The following is a 17,822-nucleotide window of genomic DNA, read 5'->3' on the forward strand; positions in this document are numbered from 1 at the left end:
TTATTTGAAATTTTAGGATTTAAATCTTTATTTCCATTCAGATAATTCCTTACGGTAGGTTTTTCTCTGGCAATGAATTATCGGGTCAAAATTCTTCCATAAAAGATGGATTGCATTATTCTCAAGCAATTCAGGTGTTCTGATACAGGTTTTTATTCCTTTTTTAGAGAATGTTTTGTAATATTCATCAAAAATTATAGCTGTAACTCCTTTGTTTTGGTACTCAGGACGAATTCCGATAAGGTAGAAAACGACATCTTTGCTGTATTTTCGTGCTCTTAATAAATGCAGGAATCCAAAAGGGAAGAGTTTTCCTTTTGCTTTTTGTAAAGCTTCTGTAAAGCTGGGCATTACAATGCTAAAAGCAACTAATTTATCATCTTTATCAACAACAAATTTTATATATTCCGGATTGATAAAACCAATATATTTCTTTTTAAAATACTCCTTCTGAACTTCAGAAACCGCAACAAATGAAGCCAGTTTTTCGTATGATTCATTAAATAAATCAAACATTTCGTCGACATGTGGCATAATGTCTTTTGTTTTAGTGAAGGTTAGGGATTTAAGTCCGTATCTTTTTTTGATAAGTTCCTGTGCTTTTGTAAAAAGCTCTGGCTTAACATTTGAAAAAGGAAAAACACTTTCGATATATTGTTTTTCTACCTTAAAGCCTAACTGTTCAAAATGGGCAACATAATAAGCATGATTATACCACGTAATCATGGTCCCAACCTGGTCAAAACCTTCTGTTAAAACACCAACTTTGTCTAAATTTGAAAATCCCATAGGACCTTCTATATGTTCGAGGTTATTCTGTTTTCCTAACTCGTACACTTTCTCAAGTAAAGCTTTGGTTACTTCAATATCATCAATAACGTCGAACCAGCCAAAACGCACTTTTCTTTTATGCTGATTATTCACTTCTCCCCAGTTAATAATAGCTGTAATTCGTCCGGCAATTTCATTATTTTTATAAGCCAGATAGAAATAAGCTTCTGCATTTTCAAAAGCTGGATTTTTTGTTTTGTCAAATGACTCCAGTTCATCTGCGATAATAGGAGGAACCCAATAAGGATTGTTTTTATATAAAGAGAAAGGAAACTTAATATATTCTGTTAATTCTTTCTTTGTTTTGGCTTCTTTAATTGTAATCATTAAATTCTTTTTTTGTTTGAATATTTTCAGATAATCAGTGTGATTTCATTTGAAAAATAAAACTTACTCATATTTTGCTTTTCTTTTTCTTTCTTTTTCCTGATAATCAACTTCTTCTGTTTTTTCTTTTTCTTCTTCTAATTTTTGGTCTTTTTTAGACTTTTGGTCTTTCGGTTTTTTTGCTTTTTTTCCTACCCGTGTTAATTCATCTTTGTGTTTGGCATCATAACGTATTGATAAGCCAATTCCTCCATAAAGTATTGATGGGCTGTTTTTTAAGTTTTTACTGATGGAAGCGTCTATTTGAACATTTCGTGCAAAAAAATAGGCTGCACCGCCTCTTAAAATAAGGTCGCTGTACAAATCACTTTTGTAGCCTTGGTTTTCAATAAAACCAGACCATCTGTTGTTGATGCCTCTGGTTAGCGTTACAGCATAACCATAACCAGAATAATCAGTGCCAACATAATCTGCAATAATGTTTGAAACCAATACCCATCTGCCATCACCAAAATGATTTTGCGTAATTAGCATTAGTTTTGGAGCAATATTAAACTCAGTAGAATAAAAATAAAGGTTGTTTGAATTATAAGCGTATGGATTGTCTTTAAAAACAAAATTAGCACCTGCAAAAACAGAAACTGCAGGAATTAATTGATGCCAGGTAAATTTTTTATTAGCGTTGTAGCTATAAATATTAACGTCTCTTTTATTGTTTTTAAAGGGGTCGTAAATAAGGTATTTGGCACCTAAAGCGGTTTGCCTGAAATTACTTTTTTTGAAAGTTGTTGCCGGAGTTGTAAATTTTTCATTCTGATACTGAATGTCAGCAATAAATTCAAGTTGTTCTGCGAAAAGACCCCAGCGAAGTGTAAAATCGGTACCAAAACCGTCGGCTTCATAATTTTGGACGTCGTGTTTTTCAGTAATTCCGTAAAAACCAATTTCGGCCTGGATTACTGATTTTCCCACAGAGAATGCGGACATGGTTTCGCCTGGGCGGTTTGAGTTTATGATATCAGTGTGTTGAGCAAAAAAATATTGTGGAAATATAAATAGGCAAGCTATCAAAAAGTTTTTAATTTTTAACATAGATGTATTTTATTAATTAAAAAGCTATAACGCATTTCAAATGTACTATATTTTATTATTTATTTAAGATTGATATTTTAATTTTAAACATCGGATTTACTAATTTTGAAAAAAAATTATATGATTATGCAAGAAGCATCTTTTACAAATTTGTTTAAAACGATAATGTGGATTATTGCGTTTTATTATATTTTTAAATTTTTAGCTAAAATATTTTTGCCTGTATTGGTAAAAAAGGCAGTAGAAAAAGCAGGAGAAAATTTTCAGAGGCAACAACAATACAATCAATATAATCAGGGTAATGCCTGGCAGAATACCAATACCAATAAGGACGAAATAATTATTGATACTACGAATGCTAAAAAATCCCGCGAAACCAAAAAAGTGGGTGAGTATGTTGATTACGAAGAAATAGATTAGATTTGTATCCTGAAATATTCGGGATTCATCATTTAACCAAACTGCCCAAAATTGAAAATAGTAAATAAATTCTATCCGCACGCCCTTGTATTAATGGGCTTTATTCTCGTTTCGTTAATTTATTTTTATCCTGTTCTTCAGGGAAAACAAATCTTTCAGTCTGATATTGCCCAGTATACCGGAATGGCAAAAGAACAAAATGATTTTAGGGCTGCCGAACACACTGAACCTTACTGGACAAATTCTGCTTTTGGAGGGATGCCAACCTATCAGTTAGGGGCGAATTATCCTTACGATTTTGTAGGTAAAATTGATGATGTTTTGCGTTTTCTGCCTCGTCCTGCAGATTATCTTTTTCTATATTTCTTAGGCTTTTACGGATTATTATTAGTTCTGAAAACAGATCCTTTGAAAGCCTTTATTGGTGCGATTGCATTTGGTTTTTCAACTTATTTAATTATAATTCTTGGTGTTGGACATAATGCAAAAGCTCATGCAATAGCCTATATGCCATTGGTTATTGCTGGTATTATACTTGTCTTTCAGAAAAAATATATTTGGGGAGGTCTGCTCACTATGTTTGCGGTTGCATTAGAAGTAAATGCGAACCACTTTCAAATGACTTATTACCTGTTGATTTTTGTATTGATTCTTTCGGGGTATTTTACTTTTATTTTTATTAAAGAAAAACAATTTAAAGAACTGGGTATCGCAATTGGGGTTTTGGCTGTTGCCGGAATCTTTGCTATTGGTGCAAATGCGACCAATTTGATGGCAACAAGCGAATATGCTAAATTTAGTACACGAAGTAATAGCGAGTTGACTTTTAATCCTGATGGATCTAAAAAGACCAATGAAAATGCTTTAAGCCGCGAATATATTACAGAATATAGTTATGGAATTGCAGAAAGCTTTAATCTGATTGCCCCAAGGCTTTTTGGAGGTTCAAATCATGAAAATGTGGGAACTGACAGTCGTATGTATTCGTTTATGATTGAGCAGGGTGTTCCTTCTGTACAAGCGCAGGATTTCGTATCAGGAATGCCTACATATTGGGGAGATCAGCCTATTGTGGCAGCTCCTGCTTATATTGGAGTTGTGGTTTTCTTTTTGGGAGTTTTAGCATTGTTTATTGATGACAGAAAAATAAAATATGTATTTCTTGGAGGTGCTTTGTTTTCATTAGTACTCTCCTGGGGCAAGAATTTTTCTGTTTTGACAGACTTTTTTATTGATTATGTCCCAATGTATGATAAGTTTAGAGCAGTTTCTTCTATTCAGGTTATTCTTGAGCTATGTTTTCCTGTTTTAGCTGTTATGGGATTGCAATCTTTTTTTAAGGCAAAAGAAGAGCCGAAATTGCAGCAAAAAGCTTTGATGCAAACAGGTGTTTTTGGTTTAGGTGTAATTTTAATTTTGGTAGTAGCTAAAAGTTTTTTCCATTTTACAGGTAGCAGCGACAGTTATTACTTAGAAAGTTATGGTCCTGGTTTTGTCGATGCATTGAAAGAAGACAGAATGACATTGTACTGGGCTGATTTGCTGCGCTCTGGGTTTTTTATTGTAGTGACTTTTACAATTTTGTGGTTGTTTGTCAAAAATAAAATGGCTCAAAACACGGCCTTAATTATAGTTGGTCTCTTGATGATTTTTGATTTATTTTTTGTAGATAAAAAGTATGTTTCTGCAAAAGATTTTGTCAGCCCGGCAGAAATTGCAGCTCCGTTTCAGGAGACTCCTTCAGATGCAGAAATTTTAAAAGACACAACCCATTACAGAGTTTTCGAGATGGATGGAAACATGTCAAGTGCAAGGGCTTCTTATTTTCATCATTCGCTTGGGGGATACCATGCTGCAAAGCCAAGAAGAATTCAGCAGTTGTTTGATTACCAGATTGCTAATAAAGATAAAAAAATGAATCTGGAGGTGCTTAATATGCTAAATGTTAAGTATGTAATTCAGACAGATAAAGAAGGAAAAGCAATTCCTACGATAAATCCAGATACAAATGGAAATGCCTGGTTTGTGAGTACAGCAAAACTGGTAAATAAAGCAGATGATGTGATGAAAGCTTTGGATTATGTGGATACCAAAAAAGTGGCTGTTTTCAATGTACACGAGTACGAAGTCAAATTTAAAAGTGCCCGTTTAAAAAAACAATGGGATACGACAGGAACCATAAATGTGGTAAAATACAAACCAAATTACATCAAATACGAATCAGATAATCAAAAAGACGGTTTGGCTGTTTTCTCTGAAATTTATTATAAAAATGGCTGGAATGCTTATATTGATGGTAAATTAACGGATCACTTTCCGGTAGATTATGTTTTAAGAGGGATGGAAATTCCAGGCGGAAAACATACAATCGAATTTAAATTTGAACCTCAGGTGATCAAAACCGGAAGCACAATTACACTGGTTAGTTCAATTGGAATGTTACTGCTTTTAATTGGAGGTGTATATTTTGAAAAATTCTTTCGCAAAGATTCCCAAAGAAATCATGGAGATACTCAAAAATAATTAAAAAAATCTTTACGATACTTATTGGAGACTTTGTGAATCTCTTTGGAATATGGAACAAAAAAAGCTTTTAATAATTACCTATTACTTCCCGCCAGCAGGAGGCCCCGGTGTACAGCGCTGGCTAAAATTTGTAAAATACCTGCCTGAATTTGATGTGCAGCCAATTGTGTATGTTCCTGAAAATCCAACTTATCCGATTGTTGACGAAGGTTTGGTAAGCGAGATTTCAGATAAAGCAATTATTCTTAAAAACAAAATTTGGGAGCCTTATCAGCTGGCATCTGTTTTTTCAAAAAATAAAACAAAAAAAATCAGTTCGGGTATTTTTCCGCAAAAGAAGAAACAGACTTTTTTGGATAAAACTTTTTTATGGGTTCGAGGTAATCTTTTTATTCCGGATGCCCGCGTTTTTTGGGTGAAGCCTTCAGTTTCGTATTTAGAAAAATATATCACCGAAAATAATATTGATACTATTGTAACTTCCGGACCGCCACATAGTTTGCACTTGATAGGCTTAGAATTACAGCAGAAATTGAAAGTGAAATGGTTTGCCGATTTTCGTGATCCATGGACAACTATTGGGTATCATAAAGCCCTGCGTTTGTCTTCCTATGCTGAAAAAAAGCATAAAAAGTTAGAAGATATCGTACTTAATTCGGCTGATGAAATCATTGTAACCAGTAAAACAACTAAAAAAGAATTTCAGGCAATAACTGAAAAACCTATTTCGATTATTACAAATGGTTATGATATTGAAAATATTGAGAAGCAGGTTTTGGATACCAAATTCACTCTTGCTCATATCGGTTCTTTTTTATCAGACCGGAATCCAATGTTTTTATGGGAATGCCTGGTTGAATTGTTAAGAGAGATTCCTGATTTTAAATTGCATTTAGAAATTAAATTAATTGGTGCAGTAAGTCAGGAGGTACTGGATTCAATTGCAGAATTTAAACTAAATGATTATTTGAATCTTCTGGGTTATGTATCGCATCATGAAGCAATCGCACATCAAAAAAAGTCACAGGTTTTGCTTTTAATCGAAATAAATTCTGAAGACACTAAGAGCATTATTCCGGGAAAATTATTTGAATACATGGTGTCAAATCGTCCAATAATTGCAATTGGCCCTCAAGGTTCAGACTTCGCGGATATTATAAAAGAAACAAATACAGGAGTATTTTTTGATTATTCTGAAAAAGCGAAATTAAAAAGTGTAATTTTGGACTTTTATAATCAGTTTTTGGCTGGAAATTTACAGGCTCATGGAGTTGGTTTACAGCAATATTCAAGAAAAAACCTGACCAAACAATTAGCACAATTGATAAAGGGATAAGTTTCAAAGCCAAAATAACCAAAAATTCTACAATTTACACTCAAATATGGGTATTGTCTTAAATCAGTCTTTCAAAAACACAATAATTACATATATAGGTTTCGGTATAGGAGCTATTAATACACTTTATTTGTATCCTATTTATTTAGGAGCAACTTATTATGCATTAACTAATTATATTCTTTCTGCGGCCAACGTTATCATGCCGCTGTTTGCTATCGGTATGCAAAATACACTGGTAAAGTTTTATTCGCAATATGAAACAGAAGAGGAAAGGGAGCAGTTTTTGTCATTTACAGCCTTGTTTCCTATATTAATGTGTATTCCTTTGGGAATCATCGGAATCTTTTTCTTTGATGATATAACTGAATTTGTTTCTAAGGAAAATCCGGTGGTAAAAGAATTCATGCTTTTAATTCCGTTTATCGGAATTTGCATGGCGTATTTTGAAATTTTTTATGCCTGGGCAAGGGTGCACATGCATTCTGTTTTTGGTAATTTTATTAAAGAAGTAGGTTTAAGGGTATTTTCAAGTTTTGCTTTAATTGGACTTTATTTCAAATGGATATCACTTGTTCAGTTCGTATACCTTACCGCAATAATCTATTTTGTTGCTTTTTTAGTGACCATGTTTTATGCGTTTTACATCAAAAGGCCTAATTTTCAGATTAGTATTCCTGAAAATGTAAAAAGTGTAATGGAGTATACTTTTTATATTATTTTGTCAGGAAGTGTGGCTAACCTGCTGTTGGACGGAGACAAACTGATGCTCAATCAATACATGGAAATCAAGAATATAGCTTATTATTCGGTTGCGACTTATATTGCTTTGGTCATTTCGGTTCCGAGTCGGGCCATGCATCAGATTGTGTATCCAATTACGGCAAAACTAATGCACGAAAATAAGCATGACGAACTGAATGTTTTATATAAGAAAACATCCATAAATCTTCAAATTGTGGGAGGATTTGTAATGTTATGCATTTTTGTAAATATAGATCAGCTTTATCAAATTGTTCCTGCTGAATATAGAGGAGGAATCCCGGTCGTTTTTATGATTGGTTTGTCTAAATATTTTGATTTGATTTTAGGAAATAATAATGCAATCATATTTAATACAAAATATTACCGAATGGTTTTATTTTTAGGCTTAGGTTTAGTTGTTCTGACTTTTATTTTGAATGTAATTTTTATTCCGCTTTATGGGATTATGGGGTCTGCTTTTGCTACTTTACTGTCTATAACTTTTTACAGTCTTGCAAAATTACTTTTTGTGGTTAAAAAGCTTCATCTTTACCCGTTTACCAAACAGAATATATACTCGCTGGCGGTCACTACAGCTTTATTTCTTGGGTTTTATTTTTGGGAATTTCCGGTTTATCCTTTAATCGGAATCGCTTTAAAATCAATTTTGGTGACTGTTCTATATCTGTACCTCAATTATAAATTTAGGATTTCTTCTGATATCAATCAGGTTATAGACAGTCTTTTCAAAAAAATCGGAATCAAATTTAATTAGTTGAGAAATAATTAAACAACTTTTTGCAGGCTAAAGTAATTTAGATAAAAGGGATAATCAATTGATTATATTGTTTTTGTATTTAAATTTAACAGTTGTTTATTTTGTATTTTATAAGATAAAAACTACCTTTATGTTCTCATATTATTAGCAAATTCTCTTTTATATTGAAAAATCGTTTGTAAATCACTAAAAGTGGGTATTGTTAGCAGTATTGGGTTTATGTAATTTTGTTAAAAAAATTAAGTCAGATTAATTTTAATTTAATAATTATGAAAAACAATCAATTCAGCCGGGAAGAAAGTTTGCAAGTATTCTCTAATATGATTTCAAAGAAAGTTCATAATGGATTTGTACTTGAAGAACGCAATGACAAAATGCTTTTTGCGGTGCTTTCAAAAGGAGGAAAAGCTGTAGATCATGGATTTAATTTTATAATTTTTTGTTTAACATTAGGACTGTGGTCAGTAGCATGGTTGTATCTTACAGTTGAAGCGTCTAAACAAAAAAAGATTTTAGTTGCTATAGATGAAGATGGCGTTCCTTTTGAAGAAAGATGTTTAGTTGCTTAGCAATTAGATGATTAAAAAAAATAGCCACGAGTTATCTCTTATTACAATTGAGTAAAAAGAAATAATTCGTGGCTACTTATTTAGTTTAGTTTTTCTTTTAAATAAATTCCAGTAACAGATTCCTTAATATTAGCAATTTCTTCTGGAGTTCCTGTTGCTAATAAGTGACCACCGTTTTCACCTCCTTCAGGTCCTAAATCAATAATCCAGTCTGCACATTTTATAAGATCAAGATTGTGTTCAATTACGATTATGGAGTGTCCTTTTTCGATAAGAGCATCAAATGAAGCCAACAGTTTTTTAATGTCATGAAAATGCAGACCCGTTGTAGGTTCATCAAAAACAAATAAAGCTTTGTCTTTTGTGGCTCCTTTTACTAAAAATGAAGCCAGTTTGATACGCTGGGCTTCTCCGCCAGATAACGTAGAAGAAGATTGCCCTAATTGTACATATCCTAAACCAACATCCTGTAGTGGTTGTAATTTTTGGGTAATTTTTGTCTGTTTGTTTTTTTCGAAAAAAGTTATGGCGTCATCAATAGTCATTGTCAGAATATCATTGATGTTTTTTTTATCAAAATTAATTTCCAGGATTTCTTTTTTAAATCGTTTTCCTCCACAGGTTTCACATGGTAAAGAAACATCGGCCATAAAAACCATTTCAACGTTTATCGAGCCTTCTCCTTTGCAAGTTTCGCATCGGCCTCCATCTACATTAAAAGAAAAATGTTTGGCCTGGTATCCTCTTATTTTAGATAATTTTTCTTTTGCATACAAATCACGGATATCATCATAAGCTTTGATATAAGTTACAGGATTAGATCTGGAACTTCTTCCAATCGGATTCTGGTCAACGTACTCAATGTGTTTTATCTGAGAAAAAGAACCTTTGATATCAGTAAACTGACCTGCTTTTTCAGAGGCGCTTTCCAGCTTTTTCTGCATCGCCGGAAATAATATTTTTTTTATTAAGGTACTTTTTCCACTTCCGGAAACTCCCGTGACTACAGTTAAGACGTCTAAAGGGAAGGTTACATTTACATTTTTTAAATTGTTTTCCCTTGCACCAATGATATCAATATGATTCTTGAACTTGCGTCTTTTTTTAGGTACAGAAATTTCTAAATCGCCATTTAAATATTTAGCTGTCAGAGATTCCGATTTTAAAATTTCCTCGTAAGTTCCCTGCGCTACCAAATTTCCTCCAAAAGTTCCGGCTTCCGGGCCAATATCAATAATCATATCGGCCGCTTTCATGATATCTTCGTCATGTTCAACCACTATAACGGTATTGCCTAAATCACGAAGAGAAAGCAAAACTTTGATTAATCGTTCAGAATCTTTAGGATGTAAACCGATACTAGGTTCATCCAGAATATACATAGATCCGACTAAACTGCTTCCCAAAGAAGTAGCCAGATTGATACGTTGCGATTCTCCTCCCGAAAGTGTAGATGAGTTTCTGTTTAATGTTAAATAATCTAATCCAACTTCTGTCAAAAACGACAAACGATTGTTGATTTCAACCATCAAACGTTTTGCGATTTGCTGTTCGTAAACATTCAAATCAATGTTTTTGAAAAAAGTAACCAAATGTTTGATTGGTAAGTCAACCAGTTCCGAAACGGTTTTATCATTAATTTTTACATAAGAAGCTTCTTCACGCAGACGTCTTCCGCGGCAGGCGTGACATTTGGTTTTTCCGCGGTAACGGGATAGCATGACGCGATTTTGTATTTTATAATTTTTTTCTTCAAGTTCTTTAAAAAAATCGTTTAATCCCTGAAAATACTGATTTCCTTTCCAGATCAGGTCTTTTTGTTCTTCCGTCAGCTCAAAATAAGGTTTGTGAATAGGGAAATCAAATTTATAGGCATGTTTTACCAGTTCATCTTTGTACCAGCTCATACTGTCCCCTCGCCAGGGATAAATAGCGTTTTCAAAAACAGACAGGGAGGTGTTCGGGACAACCAGATCAGCATCGATGCCAATAATATTTCCGTAGCCTTCGCAAACAGGGCATGCCCCGTATGGATTGTTAAAACTGAATAAATGTACGTTTGGTTCTAAAAATGTAATACCGTCTAATTCGAAATTATTAGAATATGAAAATTTTTTGTCTGAATTTAATTCCTGTAAATAACAAATTCCTTTCCCTTCAAAAAAAGCTGTTTGTACGGCGTCGGCAAGGCGATTGTAGAATTCTTCTTCCTCTTTGACTACAATTCGGTCAATGATTAATAAAATATCTTTATTGTCTAATTTATGGATATCTGTTGGTGTAAATTCATCCAAACGAACCATTTCGTTATCTACTAAAATACGAGCAAATCCTTGCTGTAAAAGAACTTTAAGTTTGTCTTCGAGCTGGCGCCCTTCTTCAAGATGAATTGGGGATAACAATAGCCATTTGCTATCCGGTTCAAAACTTTTTACATCTGAAACTACATCTGAAACTGTATTTTTTTTGACTTCTCTGCCTGAAACCGGAGAATACGTGCGTCCAATTCTGGCATATAAAAGTTTTATGTAATCATAAATTTCAGTAGAAGTACCAACAGTAGAGCGTGCATTTGTGGTATTTACTTTCTGTTCAATTGCAATTGCCGGAGCAATTCCTTTGATATATTCAACTTTTGGTTTGTCCAGTCTTCCCAAAAACTGACGGGCGTATGATGATAAACTTTCAACATAACGACGTTGTCCCTCTGCGTATAAAGTATCAAACGCCAGACTTGATTTTCCTGATCCGGAAAGCCCTGTTATGACTACAAGTTTGTTTCGGGGAATAGCAACATCTACATTTTTTAAATTATGTACCTGTGCTCCTTTTATAATAATATTATGTTTTGGGTCGAGTGTCGAAAGATCAATTTGCATAAAAAAGTCAATTTCTACAAAAGTAATCAATTTTGAATTGAGTTTTGTTAATGCAATTGTTCCAAATCTTTGCAGGGTTGCCTTAAGTAAAGGTTTTGGTTATAGCTTATTTTTATATTAAAATTTGCTGTTTTGATATAAAATAAGCTATTTTAGAACTGCTTTTTAACTAATACCGCCTTTAAATTTGAAAACCAAAATTACTCTTCTTTGTTTTTTGTTAATTTTTATCCTGCAGGCACAGGAATTACCGCCAATTGTAAAATATTCACCAGCTATTTATGGTGCAGGGAATCAAACCTGGATGATTTCGCAGGACGACCAAAATGTAATGTATTTTGCCAATAACGAAGGACTTTTAGAATATAACGGAACAAATTGGGAGTTGTATCCAACCCCAAATGAGACCATAATGCGCTCTGTAAAAGTAATAGACAATAAGATTTATACAGGCTGTTATATGAATTTTGGTTACTGGGTAAAGCAATCAAACGGAAAATTAAAATATACTTCGCTAAGTGATAGAATTAAAAATAAAATTCTGGATGATGAGCAGTTCTGGAATATTTTAAAGTACGATCACTGGATTTTGTTTCAGTCTCTAAACAGAATTTATATTTATGATACAAAAACAAAAAACTTCAGGATTATCTCTCCAAAAAACGGGGTTGTAAAATCATTTAGTACCCAAAATTCAATTTATTATCAGACATTAAATGAAGGTGTTTTTGAAATAGAGAGAGGCAAAGGAAAATTAATTTCGGATAATCTAGTTCTTAAAAAAAATACAATTGTAAATATATTTAATACTGATGAAGGTTTGCTGATTCAGACACAATTAAAAGGGTTTTATAAACTGATTGGAACAACTTTGACACCTTTTGCGACAGATGTGGATTCGCAGATAAAATCAGGTTTTGTTTACAGCAGTCAGCGTCTTCAAAATGGGGGGTATGCTTTGGGTATGGTATCTAACGGAATTTTTATTTTATCAGATAACGGAAAACTGAATTACCATATTTCGCAAAGTAAAGGGCTGAGTAATAACACGGCTTTGTCTTTGTTTGAAGATAAAGATCAGAATGTTTGGGCTGGGCTTGATAACGGAATTAACTGCATTAATCTGCAGACTCCGGTACATAGTTTTACGGATGATACCGGAGCCTTAGGAACTGTTTATGCTTCAATTGTGCATAACGGAATCCTTTATGTGGGAACTAATCAGGGGCTGTTTTGTAAAAAATACCAAAGTAATACTGATTTTCAATTTATCAATGGAACAAAAGGTCAGGTATGGTCATTGTTTGAATATGATAATACGCTTTTTTGCGGGCATGATTCGGGAACGTTTCTAATAGAGCAAACATCCGCCAGAAGTATTTTTTCAGGTTCAGGTACATGGAAGTTTGAATCAGTGCCAAATAAAAAAAATATATTGCTTCAGGGAAATTATTACGGAATTTCGGTTTTGGAAAAAAGCGATAATCAATGGAAGTTTCGAAATAAAATAGAAGGGTTTAATTATTCGTCACGTTATTTTGAAATTGCTCCAAACCAAGAAGTCTATGTCAGCCATGAATACAAAGGAATTTTTAGGTTTAAACCGGATCATTCATTTTTAAAAGCAAAAGAGTTTTATGCTTATCCGTCTCCGCAAAAAGGAAAAAATGCAAGTCTGACCAAGTTTAATAACGCTGTTTACTATGCTTTTAAAGGCGGGATTTTTAAATTAAATCCTGTTACAAAACAATTCGAAAAAGATAAACTATTGAGCTCTATTTTTGAAAAAGACGAATATACTTCAGGAAAATTAATTGTAGATCAGTCTAATAAAATATGGCTGTTTTCTAAAAACTACATTCATTATTTTTCAGCAAGTAAACTGAGTAATCAGTTAAAACAAAATGTGATTCCGATTCCGTCTTCTTTAACCAATTCGATGCTGGGTTTTGAAAATATCACCCAAATATCCAAATCAACGTATTTAATAGGTACTACAGATGGATATTATACACTGAATATTGATGATTTAAGTTTTAAAAACTATACGGTTTCTATTTCGGAGATTTCGATAAACAAACAAAACCAAACTTTAAAGAACGTTGTTTTGGGTAGTGAGGGAAGATTTAAATCGAATGAAAACAATATTACTTTAAATTACACTGTTCCGGAATATAATAAATACATCAATTCAGAATATCAGTATTTATTAGAAGGTTTTCAAAATGAATGGAGCGAATGGAGTACAAAATCATCTATTAATTTTAAAAATCTGTCTTCAGGTAAATATACTTTTAAAGTTCGTGCAAAATACGCCAATACACCTTTGAAAAACACCGCTGTTTATACTTTTGTAGTTTTAAAACCCTGGTATCTTACTAATCTGGCTTGTTTTATTTATTTGCTCATTCTTATTGTTATTGGTTATTTTATAAACAAGGCCTATCGAAATTATTATCGAAAGCAGGAACAGAAATTAATTGAAGAAAATAATCTTTTGCTGGAAATTAAAGAACTTGAAAATGAACAGCAATTAATGAAACTCCGAAATGAGCAGCTGTCGCAGGATGTTGATAATAAAAATCGTGAATTGGCGGTTTCTACCATGAGCCTGAATAGTAAAAATGAACTTCTGGCTTTTATTAAAGAAGATTTGAAGAAAACATCTCAGAAGGATAATAAAAATATTAAGTCGGTAATCAGGACTATTAATGATAATATTACCGAAGAAGATTCCTGGAAAGTTTTTAAAGAAGCTTTTGATAATGCAGATAAAGATTTCCTGAAAAGAATAAAACAAATTCACCCTTTGTTAACTCCGAATGATTTGCGATTGTGTGCCTACCTGAGACTGAATCTTTCTTCAAAAGAAATAGCTCCTTTATTTAATATTTCAGTAAGAAGTGTGGAGATAAAAAGATATCGTTTACGCAAAAAAATGGATTTGCAGCATGAAATTGGTCTGGTCGAATATATTCTGGCTGTATAGTACAGTAAAAATCAATCAAAAATACCTATACAACACCACAACATTGACTTTGTATTGTGTTTTTTACACTTAAAATGTTAAAGAAATTAACATTTGTACTTTGTGTTTAAATAAAGGTGTTTTTTAATTTATGTTTAATTTATTGCGTGTTTTTTTATGATGTATGTTTTTTGTTGAGGTTAATTTTGAGGTATTCTTAAATGGATATGATAATTTTAGCTTCAATAAAAACTAACTAATTATGAAACCAAAATTATTGTTAACAGTATTGTTGCTGTTTACTTCTTTTGCCTTTGCGCAAACCCTGGATGTAAACGGGACAGTACTTGATGCATCAGGTTTATCCCTGCCTGGTGTAAATGTAAAAGCAAAAGGTTCGTCACAAAGTACCACAACAGATTTCGACGGATCTTTTAAATTGTCAGGTGTCCCAAAAGGAACCTTAATTGTTTTAAGTTATATAGGTTTTCGAACTCAGGAAGTTGTTGTTTCGGGAAATAAAATTACGGTGAAAATGAGTGATGATGCAAAATCACTTGATGAAGTAGTAGTCATTGGTTACGGAAGCCAGAAAAAGAGAGAAGTAACCGGTGCAGTATCTGTTGTAGACAGTAAAACGCTGGATATTTTAAAACCTGCACGTATAGAACAGGCTTTACAGGGAACAGTTTCGGGAGTAAATGTTACAACACAATCCGGATCTCCGGGAGCAAAATTGGATATTAGAATCCGTGGTATTGCTACAAATGGACAAAACGGTCCAGTTACTATTATCGATGGTTATGTAGGAGATATGAGTCTGTTAAGTCCAAGTGATATTGAAACGATTACGGTTTTAAAAGATGCTCAGGCGGCTATTTACGGTACTATAGGTGCAAACGGAATCATTTTGGTGACTACTAAAATGGGGAAGAAGAATTCCAAAACAAGATTCTCTTTTAATACCTATACAGGATTTCAGGAAACATCCAGAAAATTACCCACTTTAAATGCTACAGAATACGCCTTATTGTTAAACGAAAGTTTTGCTAACGGCGGCAGGCAGCTTCCTTATCCAAACGTAAGCGGTTTAGGAAAAGGAACAGACTGGCAGGATGAAGTTTTCAGTAAAGCGGTGCCTATTATTAATCATGACCTGTCTGTTTCCGGTGGTTCAGAAAAGATTACGTATTCAATTTCCGGTTCACATTTAGATCAGGAAGGAATTGTTGGCGGAGATAAAGCAGGCTTTCTAAGAAATACAGCAAGATTAGCATTGGGAGCGGATTTGACTGATAAACTGAAAGTTAAAACAAATGTTATCTATACTTATTTTAGAAGAAAATTACTAAATGAAAATGGTTTAGGATCTGTACTGTTTAATGCACTGAATGTGCCTGCTACATTTGCTCCAAAAGATGAAAACGGTGATTTCACCAAAATACCGACGACATTAGGAAATGAAATTATTAATCCGTTGGCACAGATTGACAATACCTATAATGATTACAATTATAAAAAAATCAACGGAAATTTCGGATTGGATTATAAACTCTTCAACGGATTTGTTTTATCAGGCGCAATAGGTTTTAATACTTCGAACAGTGAATCAAAATCATTTGCTAAGCAAGTACTATATTGGGAAAATCCAAGTGATAAGGTATTTGATGTAGTAAGAAGTTCCGTAACACAACAAACAGTAAATGATAACAACTATTCTTTTGACCTTTTTGGAACCTATACAAGAAAAGTAGCTGAAAACCATAATTTTGTAGGGACTATTGGGACTACTATTTTTAAAGAATGGGGGAATTCTGCCAACGCAACAGGTTTTGACGTACCCAATAACTCTTGGGAATATGCGGATCTTTCTTTAACAAAAGGAATTCCTGTAGCATTAAACACAGGCGGCTACGTTTATGACCAAAGAAGACTTTCCTATTTTGGAAGATTACAATATGATTATAAAGGTAAATACCTGTTTTCTGCCATGCTCAGACGTGATTCGTCTACGAAATTCGGACCGGGGAATAAAGTTGGGTACTTTCCTTCTTTTACCGCAGGTTGGGTAATATCAGATGAAAACTTTTTCGGAGAATCAAAAACGATCAATTTCTTAAAATTTAGAGCCAGTTACGGTACTTTAGGGAATGACCAGATTCCAAACTATGGTTATCTGGGGCTTTTAACCGGTGAAGCAACTTATGTTTTTGATGGGAGTTTATCAAGCGGAACCGCAACAGGTCAAATACCTAATCCTGATTTGAAATGGGAAGAGGCAAAAAAGTTTGATGTTGGTTTTGATTTGAAATTATTTAAGGATAAAGTTTCGATAGTAACAGACTATTTTATTGACACCAGGAAAGACTTATTGATACCAAATATTCCGGTTTCGGGAATTACGGGTATTGGTGCTCCAGGTGCAAGTCCTCCCACGATGAATGCAGGTACAGTTAGAAATTCAGGAATTGAATTTGCGATTGATTATAAAGAAAAATTCTCGGACAACTTTAGTATGAGTTTAGGTTATAATGTAACATTTATCAAAAATGAAGTGCTGGAAGTAAATAACGGAACAGGTTTTATTGAAGGAGGAGCTTTTTCTATCGGACAGGTGCCTTCAAGAATGGAAGAAGCGTTACCAGGGCAAAAGAAACTGCCAATAGGTTATTTCTACGGATATAAAACGGATGGAATTTTTCAAAATCAGGCAGAAGTTGAAGCTCATCCTTCTCAATTAGCATTAGGAGCAGAAGCCGCTCCGGGAGATCTTAGGTTTGTGGATGTTAATGGTGACGGGGTAATTGATACAAAAGATAAAACAAATATAGGAGACCCTATTCCTGATGCAACCATGGGCTTCAATTTACAATTGAATTATAAAAACCTTGATTTTGCGGCTTACACATTTGCTTCGGTTGGAAATGAAATGGTACGCAATTACGAAAGAACAAATGCGTATGCCAATCGTTTAGATTATGTTTTAGATCGATGGACAGGTGAAGGAACGGGTAATTCTGTACCAAGGGTAACCACCAGTGCAACGGCAAATAATAATTTTTCTGATTATTTTGTAGAAGATGCGTCTTATCTAAGAATTCAAAATATTCAGTTAGGTTATACACTTGATCCTAAAATTTCTCAAAAAGCAGGAATTACAAAGCTAAGACTTTATGCAGGGGTAAATAATCTGTACACTTTTACCAAATACAAAGGTTTTGATCCGGGGGCTTCATTTGGACCAACCAATCAGGACGGAGTTTCTCAATCGCCTATTGGTGCCGGAATCGACTATGGATTCTATCCAGTTCCAAGAACTTATTTATTGGGCTTAAACGTTAATTTTTAATTG

10 protein-coding genes are annotated in these 17,822 nt (G+C 33.5%); 7 read left to right on the forward strand and 3 right to left on the reverse strand.

Annotated features, from left to right (window positions below; translation table 11 throughout):
• Nucleotides 1–27: 27 nt before the first annotated feature.
• Together AAEO57_RS13570 and AAEO57_RS13575 are read right to left on the reverse strand one after the other, a co-directional pair.
• Nucleotides 28–1,158: a GTP cyclohydrolase gene (locus AAEO57_RS13570; protein ID WP_341693495.1), complete on the reverse strand. Its 1,131-nt coding sequence runs from the start codon at nucleotides 1,156–1,158 to the stop codon at nucleotides 28–30.
• A gap of 63 nt (nucleotides 1,159–1,221) precedes the next feature.
• A complete protein-coding gene (locus tag AAEO57_RS13575) occupies nucleotides 1,222–2,145 on the reverse strand; it encodes a transporter (protein WP_423972148.1) in 924 nt (307 codons plus the stop codon).
• A gap of 231 nt (nucleotides 2,146–2,376) precedes the next feature.
• Here AAEO57_RS13575 and AAEO57_RS13580 point away from each other — a divergent pair, with 231 nt between their 5' ends.
• From AAEO57_RS13580 to AAEO57_RS13600, 5 genes are all read left to right on the forward strand, one after another.
• Entirely contained in the window at nucleotides 2,377–2,670 is a 294-nt protein-coding gene (locus AAEO57_RS13580; protein WP_341693543.1) for a DUF4834 family protein, read from the forward strand.
• A 51-nt stretch (nucleotides 2,671–2,721) separates the two neighbouring features.
• Entirely contained in the window at nucleotides 2,722–5,193 is a 2,472-nt protein-coding gene (locus tag AAEO57_RS13585; protein ID WP_341693499.1) for a YfhO family protein, read from the forward strand.
• 52 nt (nucleotides 5,194–5,245) lie between these two features.
• The gene (locus AAEO57_RS13590) at nucleotides 5,246–6,532 is read left to right on the forward strand and encodes a glycosyltransferase family 4 protein (RefSeq protein ID WP_341693501.1); all 1,287 of its coding nucleotides are present in this window, start codon (nucleotides 5,246–5,248) and stop codon (nucleotides 6,530–6,532) included.
• A gap of 46 nt (nucleotides 6,533–6,578) precedes the next feature.
• Nucleotides 6,579–8,051, forward strand: a complete 1,473-nt coding sequence (locus tag AAEO57_RS13595) for an oligosaccharide flippase family protein (RefSeq protein ID WP_341693502.1) — start codon at nucleotides 6,579–6,581, stop codon at nucleotides 8,049–8,051.
• A 272-nt stretch (nucleotides 8,052–8,323) separates the two neighbouring features.
• Nucleotides 8,324–8,623: a hypothetical protein gene (locus AAEO57_RS13600; protein WP_341693503.1), complete on the forward strand. Its 300-nt coding sequence runs from the start codon at nucleotides 8,324–8,326 to the stop codon at nucleotides 8,621–8,623.
• Nucleotides 8,624–8,703: 80 nt separating this feature from the next.
• On the opposite strand, the gene uvrA is transcribed toward AAEO57_RS13600, so the two are convergent.
• Nucleotides 8,704–11,502, reverse strand: coding sequence for an excinuclease ABC subunit UvrA (gene uvrA, locus AAEO57_RS13605; RefSeq protein WP_341693505.1), 2,799 nt, complete (start codon nucleotides 11,500–11,502; stop codon nucleotides 8,704–8,706).
• A 187-nt stretch (nucleotides 11,503–11,689) separates the two neighbouring features.
• Here uvrA and AAEO57_RS13610 point away from each other — a divergent pair, with 187 nt between their 5' ends.
• Together AAEO57_RS13610 and AAEO57_RS13615 are read left to right on the forward strand one after the other, a co-directional pair.
• Nucleotides 11,690–14,491 (forward strand): triple tyrosine motif-containing protein, encoded by a 2,802-nt coding sequence (locus tag AAEO57_RS13610; protein WP_341693507.1) that lies wholly within the window; start codon nucleotides 11,690–11,692, stop codon nucleotides 14,489–14,491.
• A gap of 241 nt (nucleotides 14,492–14,732) precedes the next feature.
• Entirely contained in the window at nucleotides 14,733–17,819 is a 3,087-nt protein-coding gene (locus AAEO57_RS13615; RefSeq protein ID WP_341693509.1) for a SusC/RagA family TonB-linked outer membrane protein, read from the forward strand.
• Nucleotides 17,820–17,822 lie beyond the last annotated feature (3 nt).

This window comes from Flavobacterium calami (assembly GCF_038290035.1).
Classification (GTDB): Bacteria; Bacteroidota; Bacteroidia; order Flavobacteriales; family Flavobacteriaceae; genus Flavobacterium; species Flavobacterium calami.